General features: G+C 72.9%; 17 protein-coding genes. 4 read left to right on the forward strand and 13 right to left on the reverse strand.

All coding sequences use genetic code 11. The features are described from left to right. Positions 1 to 43: 43 nt before the first annotated feature. The 3 genes from LPA54_RS20990 to LPA54_RS21000 form a co-directional block, all read right to left on the reverse strand. Positions 44 to 1,981: an acyl-CoA dehydrogenase family protein gene (locus LPA54_RS20990; RefSeq protein ID WP_228980079.1), complete on the reverse strand. Its 1,938-nt coding sequence runs from the start codon at positions 1,979 to 1,981 to the stop codon at positions 44 to 46. Positions 1,982 to 2,211: 230 nt separating this feature from the next. Further along, positions 2,212 to 3,324, reverse strand: coding sequence for an SPFH domain-containing protein (locus LPA54_RS20995; protein ID WP_228980082.1), 1,113 nt, complete (start codon positions 3,322 to 3,324; stop codon positions 2,212 to 2,214). A 27-nt stretch (positions 3,325 to 3,351) separates the two neighbouring features. Further along, a complete protein-coding gene (locus LPA54_RS21000; protein ID WP_228980084.1) occupies positions 3,352 to 3,789 on the reverse strand; it encodes an NfeD family protein in 438 nt (145 codons plus the stop codon). A 759-nt stretch (positions 3,790 to 4,548) separates the two neighbouring features. On the opposite strand from LPA54_RS21000, the gene LPA54_RS21005 reads away from it, so the two are divergent. After that, positions 4,549 to 4,719, forward strand: coding sequence for a hypothetical protein (locus tag LPA54_RS21005; RefSeq protein WP_228980086.1), 171 nt, complete (start codon positions 4,549 to 4,551; stop codon positions 4,717 to 4,719). Positions 4,720 to 4,881: 162 nt separating this feature from the next. Here the strand turns inward: LPA54_RS21005 and LPA54_RS21010 are convergent, their stop codons facing one another. Continuing rightward, entirely contained in the window at positions 4,882 to 6,138 is a 1,257-nt protein-coding gene (locus LPA54_RS21010; protein WP_228980088.1) for a helix-turn-helix domain-containing protein, read from the reverse strand. A 231-nt stretch (positions 6,139 to 6,369) separates the two neighbouring features. On the opposite strand from LPA54_RS21010, the gene LPA54_RS21015 reads away from it, so the two are divergent. The 3 genes from LPA54_RS21015 to LPA54_RS21025 are packed head-to-tail and all read left to right on the forward strand — an operon-like array spanning position 6,370 to position 9,565. Further along, positions 6,370 to 7,551 (forward strand): hypothetical protein, encoded by a 1,182-nt coding sequence (locus LPA54_RS21015; RefSeq protein ID WP_228980090.1) that lies wholly within the window; start codon positions 6,370 to 6,372, stop codon positions 7,549 to 7,551. After that, positions 7,548 to 8,450 (forward strand): 2-dehydropantoate 2-reductase N-terminal domain-containing protein, encoded by a 903-nt coding sequence (locus LPA54_RS21020; protein ID WP_228980092.1) that lies wholly within the window; start codon positions 7,548 to 7,550, stop codon positions 8,448 to 8,450. Before LPA54_RS21015 ends, LPA54_RS21020 begins: the two co-directional genes overlap by 4 nt. Continuing rightward, complete coding sequence (locus LPA54_RS21025; RefSeq protein ID WP_228980094.1) at positions 8,447 to 9,565, forward strand: hypothetical protein; 1,119 nt, start codon at positions 8,447 to 8,449, stop codon at positions 9,563 to 9,565. Before LPA54_RS21020 ends, LPA54_RS21025 begins: the two co-directional genes overlap by 4 nt. A gap of 992 nt (positions 9,566 to 10,557) precedes the next feature. Here LPA54_RS21025 and LPA54_RS21035 read toward each other — a convergent pair. The 9 genes from LPA54_RS21035 to LPA54_RS21075 form a co-directional block, all read right to left on the reverse strand. Continuing rightward, the gene (locus tag LPA54_RS21035) at positions 10,558 to 10,869 is read right to left on the reverse strand and encodes a hypothetical protein (RefSeq protein WP_228980095.1); all 312 of its coding nucleotides are present in this window, start codon (positions 10,867 to 10,869) and stop codon (positions 10,558 to 10,560) included. Positions 10,870 to 10,918: 49 nt separating this feature from the next. Then, the gene (locus tag LPA54_RS21040; protein WP_228980097.1) at positions 10,919 to 11,302 is read right to left on the reverse strand and encodes a hypothetical protein; all 384 of its coding nucleotides are present in this window, start codon (positions 11,300 to 11,302) and stop codon (positions 10,919 to 10,921) included. A gap of 4 nt (positions 11,303 to 11,306) precedes the next feature. Further along, the gene (locus LPA54_RS21045; RefSeq protein WP_228980099.1) at positions 11,307 to 12,194 is read right to left on the reverse strand and encodes an N-acetylmuramoyl-L-alanine amidase; all 888 of its coding nucleotides are present in this window, start codon (positions 12,192 to 12,194) and stop codon (positions 11,307 to 11,309) included. Positions 12,195 to 12,197: 3 nt separating this feature from the next. Then, positions 12,198 to 12,425, reverse strand: a complete 228-nt coding sequence (locus LPA54_RS21050; protein ID WP_228980101.1) for a hypothetical protein — start codon at positions 12,423 to 12,425, stop codon at positions 12,198 to 12,200. Between the two features lie 11 nt (positions 12,426 to 12,436). Next, on the reverse strand, positions 12,437 to 13,180 hold the full coding sequence (locus tag LPA54_RS21055) for a PIG-L family deacetylase (RefSeq protein ID WP_228980103.1): 744 nt from the start codon (positions 13,178 to 13,180) through the stop codon (positions 12,437 to 12,439). Positions 13,181 to 13,362: 182 nt separating this feature from the next. After that, positions 13,363 to 14,085 (reverse strand): hypothetical protein, encoded by a 723-nt coding sequence (locus LPA54_RS21060; RefSeq protein WP_228980106.1) that lies wholly within the window; start codon positions 14,083 to 14,085, stop codon positions 13,363 to 13,365. Positions 14,086 to 14,141: 56 nt separating this feature from the next. Then, entirely contained in the window at positions 14,142 to 14,564 is a 423-nt protein-coding gene (locus LPA54_RS21065) for a hypothetical protein (protein ID WP_228980107.1), read from the reverse strand. Between the two features lie 5 nt (positions 14,565 to 14,569). Next, on the reverse strand, positions 14,570 to 15,577 hold the full coding sequence (locus LPA54_RS21070; protein ID WP_228980109.1) for a hypothetical protein: 1,008 nt from the start codon (positions 15,575 to 15,577) through the stop codon (positions 14,570 to 14,572). Between the two features lie 14 nt (positions 15,578 to 15,591). Further along, positions 15,592 to 17,034: a hypothetical protein gene (locus tag LPA54_RS21075; RefSeq protein WP_228980110.1), complete on the reverse strand. Its 1,443-nt coding sequence runs from the start codon at positions 17,032 to 17,034 to the stop codon at positions 15,592 to 15,594.

Raw genomic sequence — 17,034 nt, forward strand, 5'->3', positions numbered from 1 at the left:
CGCGCACCCGCCCGGCGGCGCACCGCACGCCGCTCCGGCGCCGTCAGCGGATGGGGCGGTGGACGTTCTCCCGGGTCGAGGGGCCGGGGGTGGCGTCGGCGATCCAGGGGCCGTCGCCGCTGGGGTCGAGGACGCCCTCCTCCAGCCATGTGTACCGGCCGGCGAGGACGCCCTTGACGATCCGGCCGTCCAGGTCGTCGGTGTTGGCCCACAGCCGGCCGAACAGCTCCTCCGTCCGCAGCCGCGACTGGCGGCAGAAGGCGTCGGCCAGCTCGTACGCCGCGCGCCCGTCGTCACCGGTGGTGCGCAGCAGTTCGGCGCGCACGCAGGCGGCGCTCATCGCGAACAGCTCCGCGCCGATGTCGACGACGCGGCCGAGGAAGCCCTGCTTCGTCTCCATGCGGCCCTGCCAGCGGGACATGGCGTAGAAGGTGGAGCGGGCCAGCTTGCGGGAGGTGCGCTCGACGTAGCGCAGGTGGGCGGAGAGGTCGGCGTGCCCGGGGTGGCGGAACTCGCCGTACGCGCCGGGCAGCCGGCCCGGTCCCGCGACGAGCTTGGGCAGCCAGCGGGCGTAGAAGACCCCGGCCTGGGCGCCCGCCTTCGCCTTGTCGCCGAGGGTCTTGTCGGGGTCGATGATGTCGCCGGCGACGGCGAGGTGGGCGTCGACGGCCTCGCGGGCGATCAGCAGGTGCATGATCTCCGTCGAGCCCTCGAAGATCCGGTTGATGCGCAGGTCGCGCAGGAGCTGCTCGGCGGGGACGGCCCGTTCGCCGCGGGCGGCCAGGGACTCGGCGGTCTCGTAGCCGCGGCCGCCGCGGATCTGGACCAGCTCGTCGGCGATGAGCCAGGCCATCTCGGAGCCGTACAGCTTGGCGAGGGCGGCCTCGATGCGGATGTCGTTGCGGTCCTCGTCGGCCATCTGGCTGGCGAGGTCGACGACGGCCTCCAGGGCGAAGGTGGTGGCGGCGATGAAGGAGATCTTCGCGCCGACGGCCTCGTGCCGGGCGACCGGCTTGCCCCACTGTTCGCGTACGGAGGACCACTCGCGGGCGATCTTCAGGCACCACTTGCCGGCGCCCACGCACATCGCGGGCAGGGAGAGGCGCCCGGTGTTGAGGGTGGTCAGGGCGATCTTCAGGCCGGCGCCCTCGGGACCGATGCGGTTCGCGGCCGGGACGCGCACCCGGTGGAAGCGGGTGACGCCGTTCTCCAGGCCGCGCAGGCCCATGAAGGCGTTGCGGTGCTCGACGGTGACGCCCTCGGAGCCGGCCTCGACGATGAACGCGGTGATGCCGCCCTTGTGGCCCTCGGACTTCGGCACGCGGGCCATGACGACCATCAGGTCGGCGACGACGCCGTTGGTGGTCCACAGCTTGACGCCGTCGATGACGTACGCGTCGCCGTCGGGCACGGCCGTGGTGGCCAGCCGGGCGGGGTCGGAGCCGACGTCGGGCTCGGTGAGGAGGAAGGCGGAGATGTCGGTGCGGGCCAGGCGCGGGAGGTAGGTCTCCTTCTGCTCCTGGGTGCCGAACTGCTTGAGCGGCTGCGGCAGGCCGATCGACTGGTGGGCGGAGAGCAGCGCGCCGACGGCGGGGCTGACGGAGCCGACGAGGGCGAGGGCCTTGTTGTAGTACACCTGGGTGAGGCCGAGGCCGCCGTACCTGGTGTCGATCTTCATGCCGAGCGCGCCGAGTTCCTTGAGGCCGTCGACCACCGCGTCGGGGATGCGGGCCTCGCGCTCGATCAGTGCGCCGTCGATCGTCGTCTCGCAGAAGTCGCGCAGCTTGGCGAGGAACTCCTCGCCGCGCTGGGCGTCCTCGGCGGGCGGCAGGGGGTGCGGGTGGACCAGGTCGAGCCGGAAGCGGCCGAGGAACAGCTCCTTGGCGAAGCTGGGCTTGTGCCAGTCCTGCTGGCGGGCGGCCTCGGCGACCTGGCGGGCCTCGCGTTCGGAGACTTTGGGCTTGTGGTGTGGGCCGGACATGGAGGGCTCACCTCACCGCGGATCGGGGGCGGCCGTCCGGTGGGCGTGCCGGACGGTGCTACCCGTCCGTATTACCCGATGGCAGCGAGTACGAAAAGCCGGCCGGCGCGCCCGCACAGCGGCCTCGCCACGCCGTCTCCGACCTGCGGGGCTCCGCTCACCTGCGCGAACGCCGGGCACATCCGCCCGCATCTTCACCCGTCCGTGCGAATCCCGACGGGCGGCCGGGCTCAGTCGACGGACGTCCGCCCTCGGCCCGGCGCCTGGGGCGCCTTCGCGGCCGCCGCTTCCGCCTTGGCGTCGCTCACCGCGGCGTCGGCCTGCTTCACGGCCTCGTCGGCGGCCGTGGCGGCGTCGAACGCGACCGTCGAGCCCGCCGCCTCCAGCGCCGGAGGCAGCCCTCCGTCCGACGTGTCCCCGGCGTCCGCGGCCGCCGCCGCCCCGGTGTGCGCGGGCTGGGAAGGGCCCGCCGCCGACTGGTCGCCGAACGCGCTCGTGACGGTCCGGATCGCCTCGGTCAGCTCCCCCGGGATCACCCAGAACGTGTTGTTGTCGCTGCTCGCCAGGTGCGGGAGCGTCTCGAGGTACTTGTAGGCCAGGACCTTCGCGTCGGCGTTGTTGCGATGGACGGCCTGGAAGACGAGCTCCACCGCCTTCGCCTCGCCGTCCGCCCGAAGGATCATGGCCTGCTGCGTGCCCTGCGCCTCCAGGATGTCCTTCTGCTTCGTGCCCTCCGCGGTGAGGATCTTGGCCTGTCGCTCGCCTTCGGCGTGGAGGATGGCCGCGCGCTTGTCACGCTCCGCCCGCATCTGCTTCTCCATCGCCTCCTTGATGGTGTGCGGCGGGTCGATGGCCTTGATCTCGACGCGGTTGACCCGGATGCCCCACTTGCCGGTGGCGTCGTCGAGGACGGCGCGGAGCCGCGAGTTGATCTCCTCTCGGGAGGTGAGCGTCTCCTCCAGGTCCATGCTGCCGATGACGTTCCGCAGCGTGGTGACGGTGAGCTGGTCGATCGCCTGGAGGTAGTCGGCGACCTCGTAGGCCGCCGCCCGCGGGTCGGTGATCTGGTAGTAGAGCACGGTGTCGATGTTCACCACGAGGTTGTCCTCGGTGATCACCGGCCTGGGGTCGGACGAGTAGACCTGCTCGCGCACGTCGAGTTTGGTGTTGATGCGGTCCGCCACCGGCAGGACCAGGTTCAGGCCGGGCTGCAGGGTGCGGCGGTAGCGGCCGAACCGCTCGATGTTGTAGCGGCGCGCCTGCGGGACGATCCGCACGCTGGAGGCCACGAGGAAGACGACGACGATCGCCGCCACGAGGATGGGGATGACCACTGGGTCCACGGTGCCTCCACTGCCGGGTTCAGCCGTTCATGGAAGGAGCTCTCGGGGATAGACGACGGCCGTGGCGCCTTCGATCTCCATGACGTCCACCAGCGCCCCGACCGGGATCACGTGGCTCTCGTCGAGGGCGCGGGCGGACCACTCCTCGCCGGAGAGCCTGACCAGGCCCCGGGTGGCGGTGACCTCCCGGACGACCTCCGCCCGCTTGCCGATCAGCGCGTCGCTGCCCTCGCGCACGACGGGCTGCTGTGCCGTGAGCCGCAGCGCGAGGGGGCGGACGACGGCGAGGCCCGCCGCCGCCACCACTCCGAAGGCGATCAGCTGGCCGAGGGCGCCGACGCCCACACCGGCGACCACGGCGGCGACCAGCGCGGCGCCCGCCAGCAACCCGAAGACCAGCGTCAGGGTGAAGAACTCCGCGGCACCCAGCACCCCGGCGGCGAGCAGCCATACGAACCACGGCATCGGATCGCCCTCCTTCACGGGGCCTTTCCACCAAGCTACTCCGCGGAGCGCCGGGCGGACAGGGACCGCGACCGCGGTCCGTGACCGTCCGGGGGTCGCCGTGTCGCGAGGGTCCGCGCCCGGTCCGGGCCGCCCGGCCGCCCGCCGGCCGGGACAAAAGAGGCGGCCGGAGCCCCCGCACAGAGGAATCCTGACACCGCCCCTGAACTGGGGTTTCTTCCTCACCTGCGGAAACGGTTCGAACTTCCTTCCGCATCTTCACGCATGCGGCCTTATTTTCCCGCTTCCGGCCGCCCCCGTGTTCCCACGGGAACACGGCTGAGAACACACTGCTGCGGGCCCTCCGAACGGGGCATCCGGCGCCGTCTTCAGAGGAGCCGGGCGAAGATCCGGGCCCGGTTGTGGAACATGACGGTGATCCCCCTCGCGACCTTCGCGCCTGCGCCCGGCCGGGTCGACCAGCGTTCGATCGCTGCGATCTCCGGGCACATTGCAGGGTGCGGGGCGCATGCGGGGCCTTCCAGGTGGGGGCGGCCAGTGCACGAAAGGGACAAGCGTCGGCCCCGGCCGTCCTCCCCGCGGGGGCGGTGCCGGGCGGGTGGGTGGTGTCCCGCTGGGCGGGCACCCTGCCGAGGCCAGCCCCTGTCTGCCCGTCACGGAGCGATGTCGCCACGACCCATGTCCCCCCCCCGCCCCGGGGAGGGGGAAAGCGGAGATACCGCACCACCCCTGTCGGAGCGGCGCCGTAGAGTAGGACGCATGTCCACCGTCTCCCCACCCGGGGGCCTGTGCCCTGCCCTGATCGACCTGAACTTGCGGATCCGACGCCTGATGACGCAGCCCGCCACGGACGAGCGGGCGGAGGAGTACACGCGGCTGCTCGCCCAATGGGCGACCCTCACCCAGCCCGAGGTGACCACGGCGGCGTAACGCCCGGTCCGCAGGAACGCCCCCACCGCCAGCAGGCAGTGGGGGCGCCGTTGTCCTCAGCCCCAGATGCTGTCGCCGCGCATGTGTCCTCCAGAAGGGTTGGGACGACCACGGTAGGCGTACGGGTGGTGACAGGCCACCCGCTTGCCGAGGCGGCCGCGCTCAGCCGTCAGCCAGGAGTTGCCCGAGTTGGTCCTGCGGCCGGCCGGTGAGTCGGCGGTGCAGGGCTGTGGCGCGGGATCCGACCAGGCCGGTGCGGTAGGCCGTGGGGAGCTGCTCCAGCACGCCGGCTGCCGTTGCGGCCGCTGACGACGGGTCGCCGTCCGCGTGGAGGCACGCCGCCCGGTCCAGAGTCAGCAGCGCCCGGGTCATCACCGACGCCCCACGGGTCAGCGCGAGCGCCTGGTCCTGCGCTGCGTACGCCGAGCGGGTGTCCCCCAGCAGCGTGTACGCCTGGGACAGGTGGACGTAGTGCTTCTGCGCCGGGTAGCCGGTCCAGGTGTCGGCTGTGTCCTCGCCGTCGAGCCGGTCCACGAGGGTACGGACGTCCTCGATGGCGGTCATGGCCCCGGCTCGGTCCCCGGCGGCGGCAAGCGCGCGAGCGGACACGGCGGCCGACAGCGCGGCAGCCGCCGTCGGCGCCGATCCGGCCGCACGCCGCGCCTTCGCCGCGAGTAGGGCCGCCTGACGCGGTGCCCCGTAGTTGGCACCCACCATGGCGTGCCGGGCCAGGACCCACGCGGTCACCCGCCGGTCGCCTGACTCCCGCGCGGCCCGTTCCGCTGTGGAGAACCAGCGGGCGGCGTCCGGCTGGTCGCCCCGGTCGTGCTGGATGATCGCCACCAGCCCGGCCAGGCCGGCGGCCGTACGGACGAGGTCGGTGCGCGCCCGAGTCGAGTGCGGCCGGGCCAGGGAGTGGCGGAGCAGGTCGAGGTCGGCCCGCATCTCCGTCAGCACCGCCTCCGGGGCCCGCCCGCGGTACCCGCCGCGATGCCTTTCGTACGCCGACTCCAGATAGGCGAGGTCCCCGTCCGGCGCGGCGATGAGTGCGCTGTCGATGGCCTCCCTGGCCTGGGCGATCCCCGGCAGTCCGGCGGCGCCGACTGCGACGGCCGCTGCCCCCAAGAGACGTCGTCGGTCCACGTCACTCAACTCCCCTTTGCTCTGGCGGCGGAACTGGCGGGAGACGGCGATGGCCCGGCGCACCTCCGCGACTGTCACCCCGTAGGCACGGGCGATCGGTTCATGGAAGATCGGTGTCGGCAACCGCCGCTCCGTCTCCCACCGCTTGAGGTTCTCCGGGTCGAAGAACCGCCCGCCCTGGGCGTCCTCCAACCGCTGCGCCTGCTGCTCACGCGACCGGCCCGCGCGCTCGCGGATCCCCCGTAAGAGGGCGCCGATCCCGTCCGACGTCATCATGCGCCGCGCCTCCTGTGTCGTCGCAAGGCTGATACCCACTGTGGCCCCCCAACCTGGCCCCCCGCGGGGAAACGCACCCCTTTCCGGCACCCCTGCGCGAGCGGGCGCCGGCCGTTGAATGAGAGACGCCGCCCCAGGGCCGGGACGAGCGATCCGCCCCCGGCCCTGGGCTGCGGCCCCATCTCTCAGAAGGTCGCGGGCCCGTGTCCCGCATGGCCGAAGGAGCCGCTGATGCCCGGATCCGCCAGCACGAGGGACCTCGACGCCGTACGGCCGCCGAGCCCGGACCTGGTCGCCGCCTACGCGGCACAGCAGATCGAGGACGCCACCGACAGCCTGTGGCCGACCGCGTCCGTACGACTGGGCCACATCATCCCGAGCGTCACCAGCCACGTCCAGCAGGTCACCGTCGAGGGCCGCGAGCTGTACGCCAAGGTGTCCCTGCTCGGGGTGTCGCTGGGTACCATCCTGCGCGGCTCGTGCGGGGACTGGCCGACCGTCAAGGCGAACCAGGATGCCTACGTCGCCTCCCCGTCGGCGCTCCTCGCCCGTGAGGCCGGGCACCTCTCGGCGCTGGACGAGGCCGGTCTGCGCGTCCCGGCCGTCGCCGGGTACCGCCATGGCGTGCTCTTCACCGAGCCGGTGCCCGGCCGCACCATGGGTGAGCTGGTCGCCGCCGACCCCGACTGCACCGCCGATGTGCTCCACCTCGCCGCCGGCGAGCTCGACACCGCCCTGCGGCACCGGCGCCTGGCAGTCGTCGTCGACCGCTCCCCGATCCCGGAGCGCTCCATCAGCGGGACGTTCCTGCGGAAGTTCAACGGGATCAGCGGCCCCACCTACCTGGCGATGACTCCGCACGGCGGGGTCCTGCACGGCGTCGTGACCCGGCTCCGCCGGGCCTACCGGACGCCCGCCCCTGAACCCGCCCGGCGCGTGGTCTTCGGGGACCTCAAGCCTGAGCACGTCCTGCTCCCCCACGACGGGCGGCCGGTGTTCATCGACCCGGGCCTGATGCGCGCCCATCCATGCGCCGACACCGCCAAGCTCGTCAGTCGTCTCGTCCTCGGGCTGATCGCATGCCCGCCGCCCCCGCAGCACACCCGGGCCGTCCTCGACGGCATCACCGCCCACCTCACCGCCGCGACCGCCCACCTGTCCGCCGGCGAGCGGGCCGCATGGCTGCACCACATGGCGACGCTGTGGCTGATGGACACCACGAACATCGTGACGACCTACCTGTCCCAGCCGCCCGGCCTGCCGCTTTCCCCATACGCCACGGCCGTCGTTGCGCGGGCCGGGGCCGTGTGCCGGATGCTCGATCTGGCCAGTCCCGCTCTCACCGCACGCCGCTCCTCGCGGGACGCGTGGAGCGCCTGCCTGGTCGAGGCAGCCCAGGCGGCCGCCCTGTGACCGCCGTCGGCATCATCGGCGCCGGGGCCGTGGGCCAGGCCGTCGGCGCGGTCCTCGTCGCCTCCGGCTGGTGCCGGACGCTGCGGGTCTCCTCACACGCCGGGCGCAGCGCGGCCGGGCTAGTCACCGACCTGGAGGACATGAGCCACGCCACCGCGTCCCCCGTCCGGGTGACCGCCTCGACGACCGCCCACATGCGGGAGTGCGACGCCGTGGTGGTCTGCCCCCGCGCCGCGTTCACCAACCGGGCGTCCCGCGACGTCCGCATGGCCGGCCTGCGCGCCAACGGCTCTTTGGTGCGCCGCCTGGCCGGCAGGTTCGAGGGGTACGACGGTGTGGTCCTGGTCGTCACCAACCCGGTCGACATCATGACCCGCCTGTTCGCGGAGGTGTCCGGCTGCGCCCGGGTCCTCGGCGTCGGCTCGAACACCGACAGTGCCCGCTACCGGGCCATCCTCGCCCGGCTCCTCGACGTGCCTTCGTCCGCCGTCGACGGGCACGTGATTGGAGAGCACGGCGACCACGCCGTGGTCTGCGCCAGCTCCACCACCGTCCACGGCCATCCCGCCCCGGTGCCCGTCCCGCAGGTCCGTGACGAGCTGGCGGCCCGCCCTGTCCGCATTGCGGCCGGGATCGGCCGCACCCGTTTCGGCCCCGCCGGCGCCACCGTCACCGCCCTCGCCCACGCGCTCGGCGTGACGGACGGCGTGGTCGAGCTGTCCGCCCCCTGGCGCGGGACCTACCTGGGAATCCCGTTGCGCTACAGCGGCGGCCGCCCCACCGTATGCCTCCCGCCGCTCGACGCGGACGAGGCCCGACAACTCGCGGCCGCCGAGGCCAAGCTCCGCGCCGCGTACGACACCCTCCGGTCCACCGAGAAGGAGACAACCCCCGCATGAGCACCACCGCCACGTGTATCGAGACGCCGGACGGCCAGTCCGTCACCGTCCTCAGCGCCACCCCGGCCGTGACCGCCTGGGCCGCCCGCTACATGGGCACCTGGTGGAACGCCCACCCCACGGACCCCAGCGCGGTCACCGGCCCCATGGTGGTGGCCGACATCGACCAGGCGGAAACCGACGCGCTCACGGGCCGTGTCCTGGCCGGCGACGCCGAGGAGGTCACCTACGCCAACTCCCGCATGGTGCACCGCACCACCTCGGCCGGGAGCACGATCGCCGCGCAGCCGGGCGACTTCCTTGCCTACGAGTGGCTGCCCGCTTCCCGACGCCTGCGGATCGTCGGTAAGGACGCAACGGCCGTCGCGACGGGGGCCGCCCGGCTCGCACGGGAGATCGTGCGCGGCCGACTGCTGGCCGACGGCTGGCACATCCTGCACGCCTCCGCCGTCACCCGCCCGACGGACGGCGCGACCCTCCTGGCCCTCGGGAACAAGGGCGCGGGGAAGACGACCAGCGGGTTCCTCCTCGCCCGCTGCGGGTTCCACCTGCTGGCCAACGACCGGGTGTTCGTCCGCGCCGAGGGCGACCGCGTCCGGGTGCTGCCATGGCCCTCCGCCGCCGCGATCGGGTTCGGACTGCTCGACGCGCTCGGCTGGTTCGAGACTGTCCGGGAGCGCCTGCTGTCGGGCGAGGCGATGCACCCGACGCAGAGCCGGCGCGTGACGGACGCCCTCCTCGCCGGGAACCGCACACCCCTGTGGAAGTCGCCCGGCCGGGAGCTGAAGCCGCAGTTCTTCCCCGACCAGCTCCGAGACTGGCTGTCGCTCACCCTCGCCACCGAGGGCACCGCGGCCGCCGTCCTGTTCCCCACGATCGCCCCCGACGCCGATCCGGCCCTGGCCACCACGTCCCGCGGCATCGAACCCGGCGACTTCTTCACCGGAGCCACCGAAGACCGCTACCCCGACGTGTTCGGCCTCCTCCCGCCGCCCCGCGACACCCGAGACCTCGCGGACCGGCTCGCGCAGCTCCCGCACCAGGGGCTGACACTCAGCCACGACACCAGCGCGAGCACCGTAGCCCTGGAGAAGGCTGCCAGCCAGGTGCTCTGACTCACCGCGCGAAGCGACGCCGCGGCCCGCTCCGGTTACGGGCGGACGCGGCGTCCGGCATGTCCGGATGTCACGTCCGGACACGTATCCGCCCAGCTCGGCCGCCTCGAACATCACGACGCCCGGGACGGCCGCACGCTCCGTCCGGACATCTGCCCCGCATGTCCGGACGGTGCCGGGCATGCGGCCGGACAGCGCCGCGCCCCGTCCGAGGAGCACGGGCGGGGCGCAGGTCCGAGAGCAGCAGCACGGACAGCACCGACCGTAGCGCTGGGGCGGGACGAGCGCTTTCCTGGGTCCGCACCGCGCGGTCCCTTACAGGCGGCGTCGCTCGCTGAGGACGACCGGCGGCGAGGCCCCTGACGGCTGCGGCTCGGGGTCGGGGCTCGGTGGAGCGTCCCGCCGGCAGACCAACGCGTCCGGATCACCGGGCGGCGGCTGGAGGCTGTATCCGGCCGGGCACGTCTGCCCGTCCCGTCCGTCCCGTCCGGCGGGCCCCTGAGGGCCGGGTTCACCCTGCGGCCCCGCCGGGCCCGGTTCGCCCTGCGGCCCCGCCGGGCCGGCGGGCCCCTCCTTCCCTGCGGCGCCGGGGACCCCGGGAGCACCGGGCATCCCCGTAGCGTTCACACCGGCAGCCCCCGGCGCACCCGGCGTACCCGACTTCCCCGGCGCTCCCGGCGGGCCGGGCGGCCCGCTGGGGCCGGGAGGCCCCACCGGACCGGTCGGGCCCGGTTCCCCCGGCCGGCCGGGCGCCCCCGACGGACCGGCGTCACCCGGTGCGCCAGGCTCCCCGGCGACTGGTGTGCCGCCGAGGTCTTCCACCTGTCGGGCCAAGGCGTCCCGCGCCGCGGTCGATGCCCGCAGGTCGTGGGTGAGCGTGACGACCTGGACGGCCAGCCAGGCCAGGAAGGCCAGCAGCAGGAGAGCGGTCAGGACACCGAGCCACTCGGCCCGGGGCAGCCACCGCAGTGTGTGCCGTGCTCGGGTGCTGCTCATGACACCACCGACCAGATCGAGACCGCCGTGGCCAGCAGAGCCAGGAGGCCGGGAACGATGAGCTGGTACAGGCGCGCCTGGCGGTCGCGCTCGCGCCGGTCCCGCTCGTCACGTTGGTACGCGTGGAAGCTCTCCTCCAGGGCGTCGTACGCGTCGCGGAGCTTCTGGATGTCCTGGGACTGAGCCGTGATCCGCTGGTCCGTGTGCGCGGATTGCAGGGAGTACACCTCGACCGACACGAGCCGGTCGAGGCGGCTGTTGATGGCGGCCATGCCGTCGCGGAACTCCGCGCGCATGGCGTCTACCATGCGCCCGAGTTCACCGACGCTGGGGTCGTCGGGCACGTGAGCACTCCGGTCAGATCCCGTGAGGCCGCTGGGGCGCCACCGGGCTCTTCATCTCGATACGGGTCAGGGGCACGGGCGCCTCGACGTCACGGCGGACCAGGAGCGCGAGCGCACCTTCGATCGCGAGCATCCACAGCGCCTGCGTCTCGGCGGGCATCCTCATGCCGAAGGCCATGACGAGCCAGAGCACCGCCTGCCCGACATTCACGAGGGCTGCGTACACCGCGCCCGTCTTCAGCACGACCGCGGTGGCGGCCGCCACGAGGCACGACAGGACGGCCATGATGCTGCCCTGCTGGTCGGCGGACACGTCGAGGCCGTAGGCGGCGCCGAGCTTCAGCAGGATGGAGACCAGGGCCAGGATGACGACCGGCTCTCGTCCGAAGATCCTCACGTGATCACGCTTCCTTGGTGGGGCCGGTGACGTCGACGCTGACGTGGACGACGGCGTCGCGGATGGCGCGCTCGACAGCGGCGACGACGGTGTCCGTGTCGGCGTTGTCGCCGAGCTGCGCGGCCAGGGACTGGATCGCTGCGGACTGCGCGGCGAGCTGCGTGCGCATCGCCTGCATGCCCTCGTAGGTGCGCGACTGCATGGCGTAGACGTCGGGGATGGGCCGGCCGGTCTCTTCCAAGCTCCGAGCGTTCATGACCTCGTTGCGGTAGCCGAGGGTCGCCAGGGCGGTCTGCTTGGCCACGCGCTCGATGTCGGCGTCGCTGAGCGGCATGTCTTCCTCCTTCGGTGGTGGTGTGGTCTGGCCCTTGGCCCGCGCGACGATCTGCGGGAACACGACCTTTTCGAACTGCTTCACGCGGGCGTCACCCGGGCAAGCGGTGCCGCCCGACGACCAGGCGGCGTGGAGCCGGTGGTAGCCGTATCCGGGGTCGTCGGCGGTGCGGCATTTCCGCAGCGGGATGCCGTGCCGCTGGTGCAGCCACACCCCGACCCGGATCAGCTGCTCGATCTGCTGGTCCGTCCACGGGTCGGTGTGCTGCTTGTTCGACGCCGTCTCGATCGACACCGCACCCGTGCCGTCCGGCCGCCGGTTCGCCCGGTAGTTCGCGTCGGCGCGCGTCTCGGTGCCGATGTACTGGGCCAAGTCGCCCTCGAAGCCGAGCCCGAAATGGCTTTCGAGTGCGACAGCGTCCCGCCAGTACTCGTACATGCGGCGTGCCGTCCACGGGGCCGCGACGCTGTGCAGGATGAACTGGGTCGGCCGGATGGCGGGCTGTCCGTCCGATTCCGGCTGGAGCTCCAGTTTTGTGGCAGCGGGGTACCAGGCCACGGCCTACTCCTCGCCGGCCGGGTCGAGCGCCGCCCGCACGGCCGCGTCCTTCGCCTCCAAGAGCTTGCGGAGGGCCACCGCCAGCTCGGGGCCGTGCAGCTGCTCGTCGTCGGCCAGGGCGTGCGCCAGGGAGTGGAAGCGTCGGGACACGTCGCGCAGCCGCGGCGGGAGGTGTTCGTAGGTGAAGTAGCGCAACAGGCTGGTGACACTCGGGTGCTGGGGTGCAGGCATCGGCTGTCCCTTCAGTAGGTACGGACAACGACGTTCGGGGCGCCGGACATGGCCCACTCGAACTCGCTCGGAACGGAGTGCATTCCGATGGCGTACGCCTCCGGAGGCGCCCACGCGCCGTAGGCGAGACACGCCCGCCACGCCATCCGGCGGCACTGCTCGGCGTGCGTGCCGGCGTCGTAGTGCACGGCCCCAGGGGCGCTGCTGGCCTGAGCCCGGCGCACCACCCATCGGGCGTCGGTGATCTTCCCGGCGCGGCGCAGGTTGCGCACGGCGGTGCCGAGGGTGGCGTGGGTTGGGTCGGTGTCCCCCCACCACGTCGTCCAGTGCCCGGCACCCGGGTAGGCCGCCTCATAGGCCAGGACCAACGCCTCGGCCTCGTCAAGGCTGATGTACGGGCGGCGCTCGCCGTGGCGCAGGTGAACGAACTCCGGGGCGATGTCGAGCTGGGCACACGCGCGCAGCATCTCCCTGTCCCGCGCTGCGGCGAAGTCCTCAGGCGACATGTACGGCGTGCGGTCACGGGCCGGCGTGTGCCAGCCGCGCCACCAACCGTTGTTCTCCTCGCCGTTGAGGGCGCTGCGGATCGTTGACGTCGACCCGTCGGTGGCGAGGACCGCAATGACGGGTCGTCCGACCAGCCTGTGATGGGCCAGTATCTGGCCGGCCCACAGCGTCTCGTCGTCCTGGTGGGGGCTGTAGTAGATCAGGGGCCGGTCGATCAGGGCCGCAGACGCAGGCGCGACGCTGTTCACTGGGCGCCCCGCCGGGTCGGCATCTGGCGGGCATCCCCGCCAGTGTGGGCTCGGGCCACGTCGTCTCATCTCCGCTTCGACGAGAACGCTCGGCCCACAACCAGCAGCTACAGGGAGTCTAGACGGCGGCGCGGGTCCACTCGCGGTGTGAGGAGCCGGTGGGGCGGCGGCACCACTCTTGATCAGCCGTACAGCTCGACGATGACGACGCCGCGTGCGCCGGCGCCGCCGGGCTGGGCCGTGTTGGCTGCGGAGAGGGAGCCCCCGGCGCCGCTGCCGTAGCCCTGCGGTGCGGTGCCGGGGCCGGGGGTGTGCCTGGCGAGGCCGCCGTGACCCAGTCGCGATTCGCCGCCCGCGCCAGCCAGCGCCTGGAACTGGGACAAGCGGATCGCGCCGTTGCTCGCGCCACCCCCCAGCGCGACCAGTCCGGTGCCCGGGTTCGCCCCCGCGATGCCGCCGGTGGCCTCGGGGCCCGTGCCACTGGCCATGGCTGCGGGCGACCCGGGACCGCCCTGGGCGACGACCAGGCCGCCGAAAGACGAGTTGCCGCCGGCGCCACCTGTGCCGTTCGTCGTGCCGGCGACGCCCCCGGCGCCGACTACGACGGTCTCGACCGTGCCGAGGAGCAAGGCGGAGATCACCGACATGGACCAGCCGCCCCCACCCCCGCCGGGGCGTGCGACCAGTTCACCCGCGGCCGCCAACGCTCCGGCCGAACCGCCCCCGCCGCCCTGCACCTGGACGCGGACGCGCGCGAGCCACGGGTAGTTGCTTTTTTGGAACTGGTGGCTTCCCACAGTGTCGTAGACGATGACGTCACGCAGGCCCTGCCGGCCTGGGCGGAGGCACAGCTCCCCGGTGTCACTGACCTGGAAGTACTCGCCGCAGACGCACGCGTTGGCCATGAGGCACACCTCGCTGAGGGGGATGTCGGCCCGGCCCACAACCAGCGGCAGCAGCCCTAGGGTACGGGGCTGGCCGGGATGGCCGTCAGGTGCACCGTCACGCCCGGGACAGGTCGGGCGGCGCGGGCGCCGGGCGTAGCTCCCGGCCGGTCCTCCCAGGCCCGCACCGTGACCACGCCCGGCTTTACCGTCTCCAGCAGCACATACACCGGGGCGTCCAGGCCCGACGGCTGGACCGGCGTGGCGGCGATGACTGGGGCTCCCCCGTCGCTGGGGAAGCGCCACTCCGCCCGCCCGTCGGCGCCCGTCGTGACGATGCCGGCAGCCGGAGTCGGGCCGGGCGGGCCGGGCGGGCCCTCGGGGCCCGGCGGGCCCGGCACCCGCCGTGCGGCCGCGGCCTTGCTGCTCTGGCGCTTGAGGTCCCGCAGGACCCCGGGAAGCGGGCCGTCCGGGGAGCGGCGCATCGGAGTCCCGCGCACGGCCATCAGGACACACCACCCGGAGCGAGCTGCACGCCGACCGACTCCCGCTCGCCGTTCTCCACGACCTTGACGCCGATGATCTTCAGCGCCTGCGTGATCGTCCGACAGGTCGCGGTCGTCGTCACGTCGACGCACCAGCCGGGCACGAGCGACGGCACGTCGACCGCGGCGTCCGACGCGAGCGTCGCGTTCTGACTGTCGATGAACACGGGCGCCGGGACGGTGCCGCCGTGCCGGGAGCGAGCGGCGGCCGCCGCCGATGCGTGGTCGAGGATCGACGTCTCCTCGATCGACCGTTCCAGGAGCCCGTAGTAAGGGTCCGGGCCGCCGGCCTCTCCCTTCACGTCGTCGTGGCCGTGTACCACCCACCTCGTGGCGAGAGCTCCGCCGTCCTCCGCGACGGTCAGCCCGTCGGGGAAGTCGGCGTCCGTGAGCGCGCCGACCCGGGCGCAGTGGTCCTCCGGCATGAGGACGATGCGCGACCCGACGGCCGTGAAGTCCAGGCCGGTGTCGGCCAGGTCCCGCAGGTGCTCCCCGGTCTGCCCGACGTCCCGCAGATACTCGCGGTCGCCCCACACTCGTGACGGCGCGAGGATGTCGACGCTGTGGCCTGGGTCGTCCGGCTCGAAGCCGTCCTGGATCAGCCACGCCGCGATGTCCGTAAGGTCCTTCTGGATGAAGGTCTGGTCGCGGTGGGGGACGCGGCGGTCGAGCCACGCGAGGATGTCCACGGCGTGTACCTCCACACCGTCCGTCGACCACATCGGCAGCAGCACCGGCCCCTCCCAGACCAGGCGCCCGTCCCGCCAGATGACCAGCCGATGCCGCCAGGATCGGACGCGGGCGAACGCGGCGCAGCAGTCACCGTCCGGCCGCACGACGATCCGCGCCGAGGACACGTCGTCCAGGACCCGCGTCCACTCCACTTCCACGAGTTCGTCGGCGGTCGCGACGAGCGCGCCGTCCCGGTCGTATATGGCGGCGCTGTGGCGCCCGCACCCGACTGCCATGTCCAGATCTCCTGTCAGTAGTCGTGGCCGGACAGGGCGATGGCGACGCTTGCGTCCGGGGCCGGTGTGGCGATGGCGTCGGCGGCGATCTGCACGCAGTACCGGTCGCTGTCCAGCAGGGGGAAGCTCAGCGGCCCCCCATCGCGCCCGTAGGCGTTCGCGGAGCCCTCCCGCACGCCGACGCACTCCACCGTCGCCCGGCCGGTTTGCCCATCGAGGGTGAGCACGCCGCCGGCGGGCACATAGCCGATCTCGAACACGCTGTGCGGGTCGCAGCGCTCCAGTTCGGCTATCTCCTCGCACGACATCCCCTCGTGCTCCGGGCGCCGCTCGTAGAGGGTGACGGTCACGCGGCGCAGCGGCGCGCTCCCCGCTTCCACTGTGATCAGGGGGGCGGCGCCGAACGCCGCCGGTCTGCCTGTCAGGTCCAGGTCGTAGAACGCCTCGTTCACCGCCACGGCTCGGCAGAAGCACGTCGATGCGGCGGCCGGTGCGACAGGCGACGTCGGGGTGCGGCAGGACGGATCGCCACACAGGGTGGCCGGATCCGGGCACGGGGCGAGGCGGCATGCCCGGTCGCACGGCGCGAGCGGTACGTTCGTGTCCGGCCACGCCACCGCGCATGGTTGGTCGGTGAACGCGACCTGCACCGACCCGTCGCCCACTACACACGGCGTCGTGTGGAGCGGGATGCAAAAGGACCGCTGCCGGGCGCCTTCACCATGCAGGCACCACGTGATGCAGCCCACGCCGTTGTCGTTGGGCACCAGGACGTCGAGCACCGGTTGCGGGTCCGTCCAGAGCCACGGCGTCGCTGCGGTCATCACCCACTCGACGGTGAGGATGTCCGCCCCGGACCGGCAACCGCCGCTGGCACAGCCGGTGCCGGTCCGGGCGATGACCTGTGGCCCGCTGGTGAGCGACACCCGGCGCAGCGTGCGCCGGTGCCGCGCCGCGAACTCCTCCGGCGTCACGGCGTTCCCGGGGCAGCAGTCGTAGACGGTCAGGCTGTCCCCGCCGCACCCGGAGCCCGTGCGGCCTCGGAGAGCCTGGGCGAGCCAGCGCAGGCCGTAGGAGACCCCGCAGCAGGACGCGCCGAGCAGGACGGCTGTGACGGTGATGGTGCGCGGCAGCACCCGGCCGGTGCCGGTCGCTGCGCCACCGGTGACGGACCGGGTCACCGTCCGCTCGACCGGGTGGTCGTCCATCCCGTCGACGGACAGCACGAGCAGCCCGGCGAACTCGGCGGAAGACGCCACATTCGGGTCGTACCACGGCGCGCCGTCCTCGGCCGGCGTCGTGTAGGGCAGGTCACCGACCATGTCGGCAGTGAGCGTGTCGCAGCCGCACACGCCGCCCGTCGTGTCGAGCGGCGAGCCCACCGACTCCAGGTAGGCGGCGAGCCGCGCCGAGTTGTACAGCTCGACCTCGCCGAGCGCCATGAAATCGGTGAACAC

The sequence above is a fragment of the Streptomyces sp. DH12 genome (assembly GCF_020873895.1).
Classification (GTDB): Bacteria; Actinomycetota; Actinomycetes; order Streptomycetales; family Streptomycetaceae; genus Streptomyces.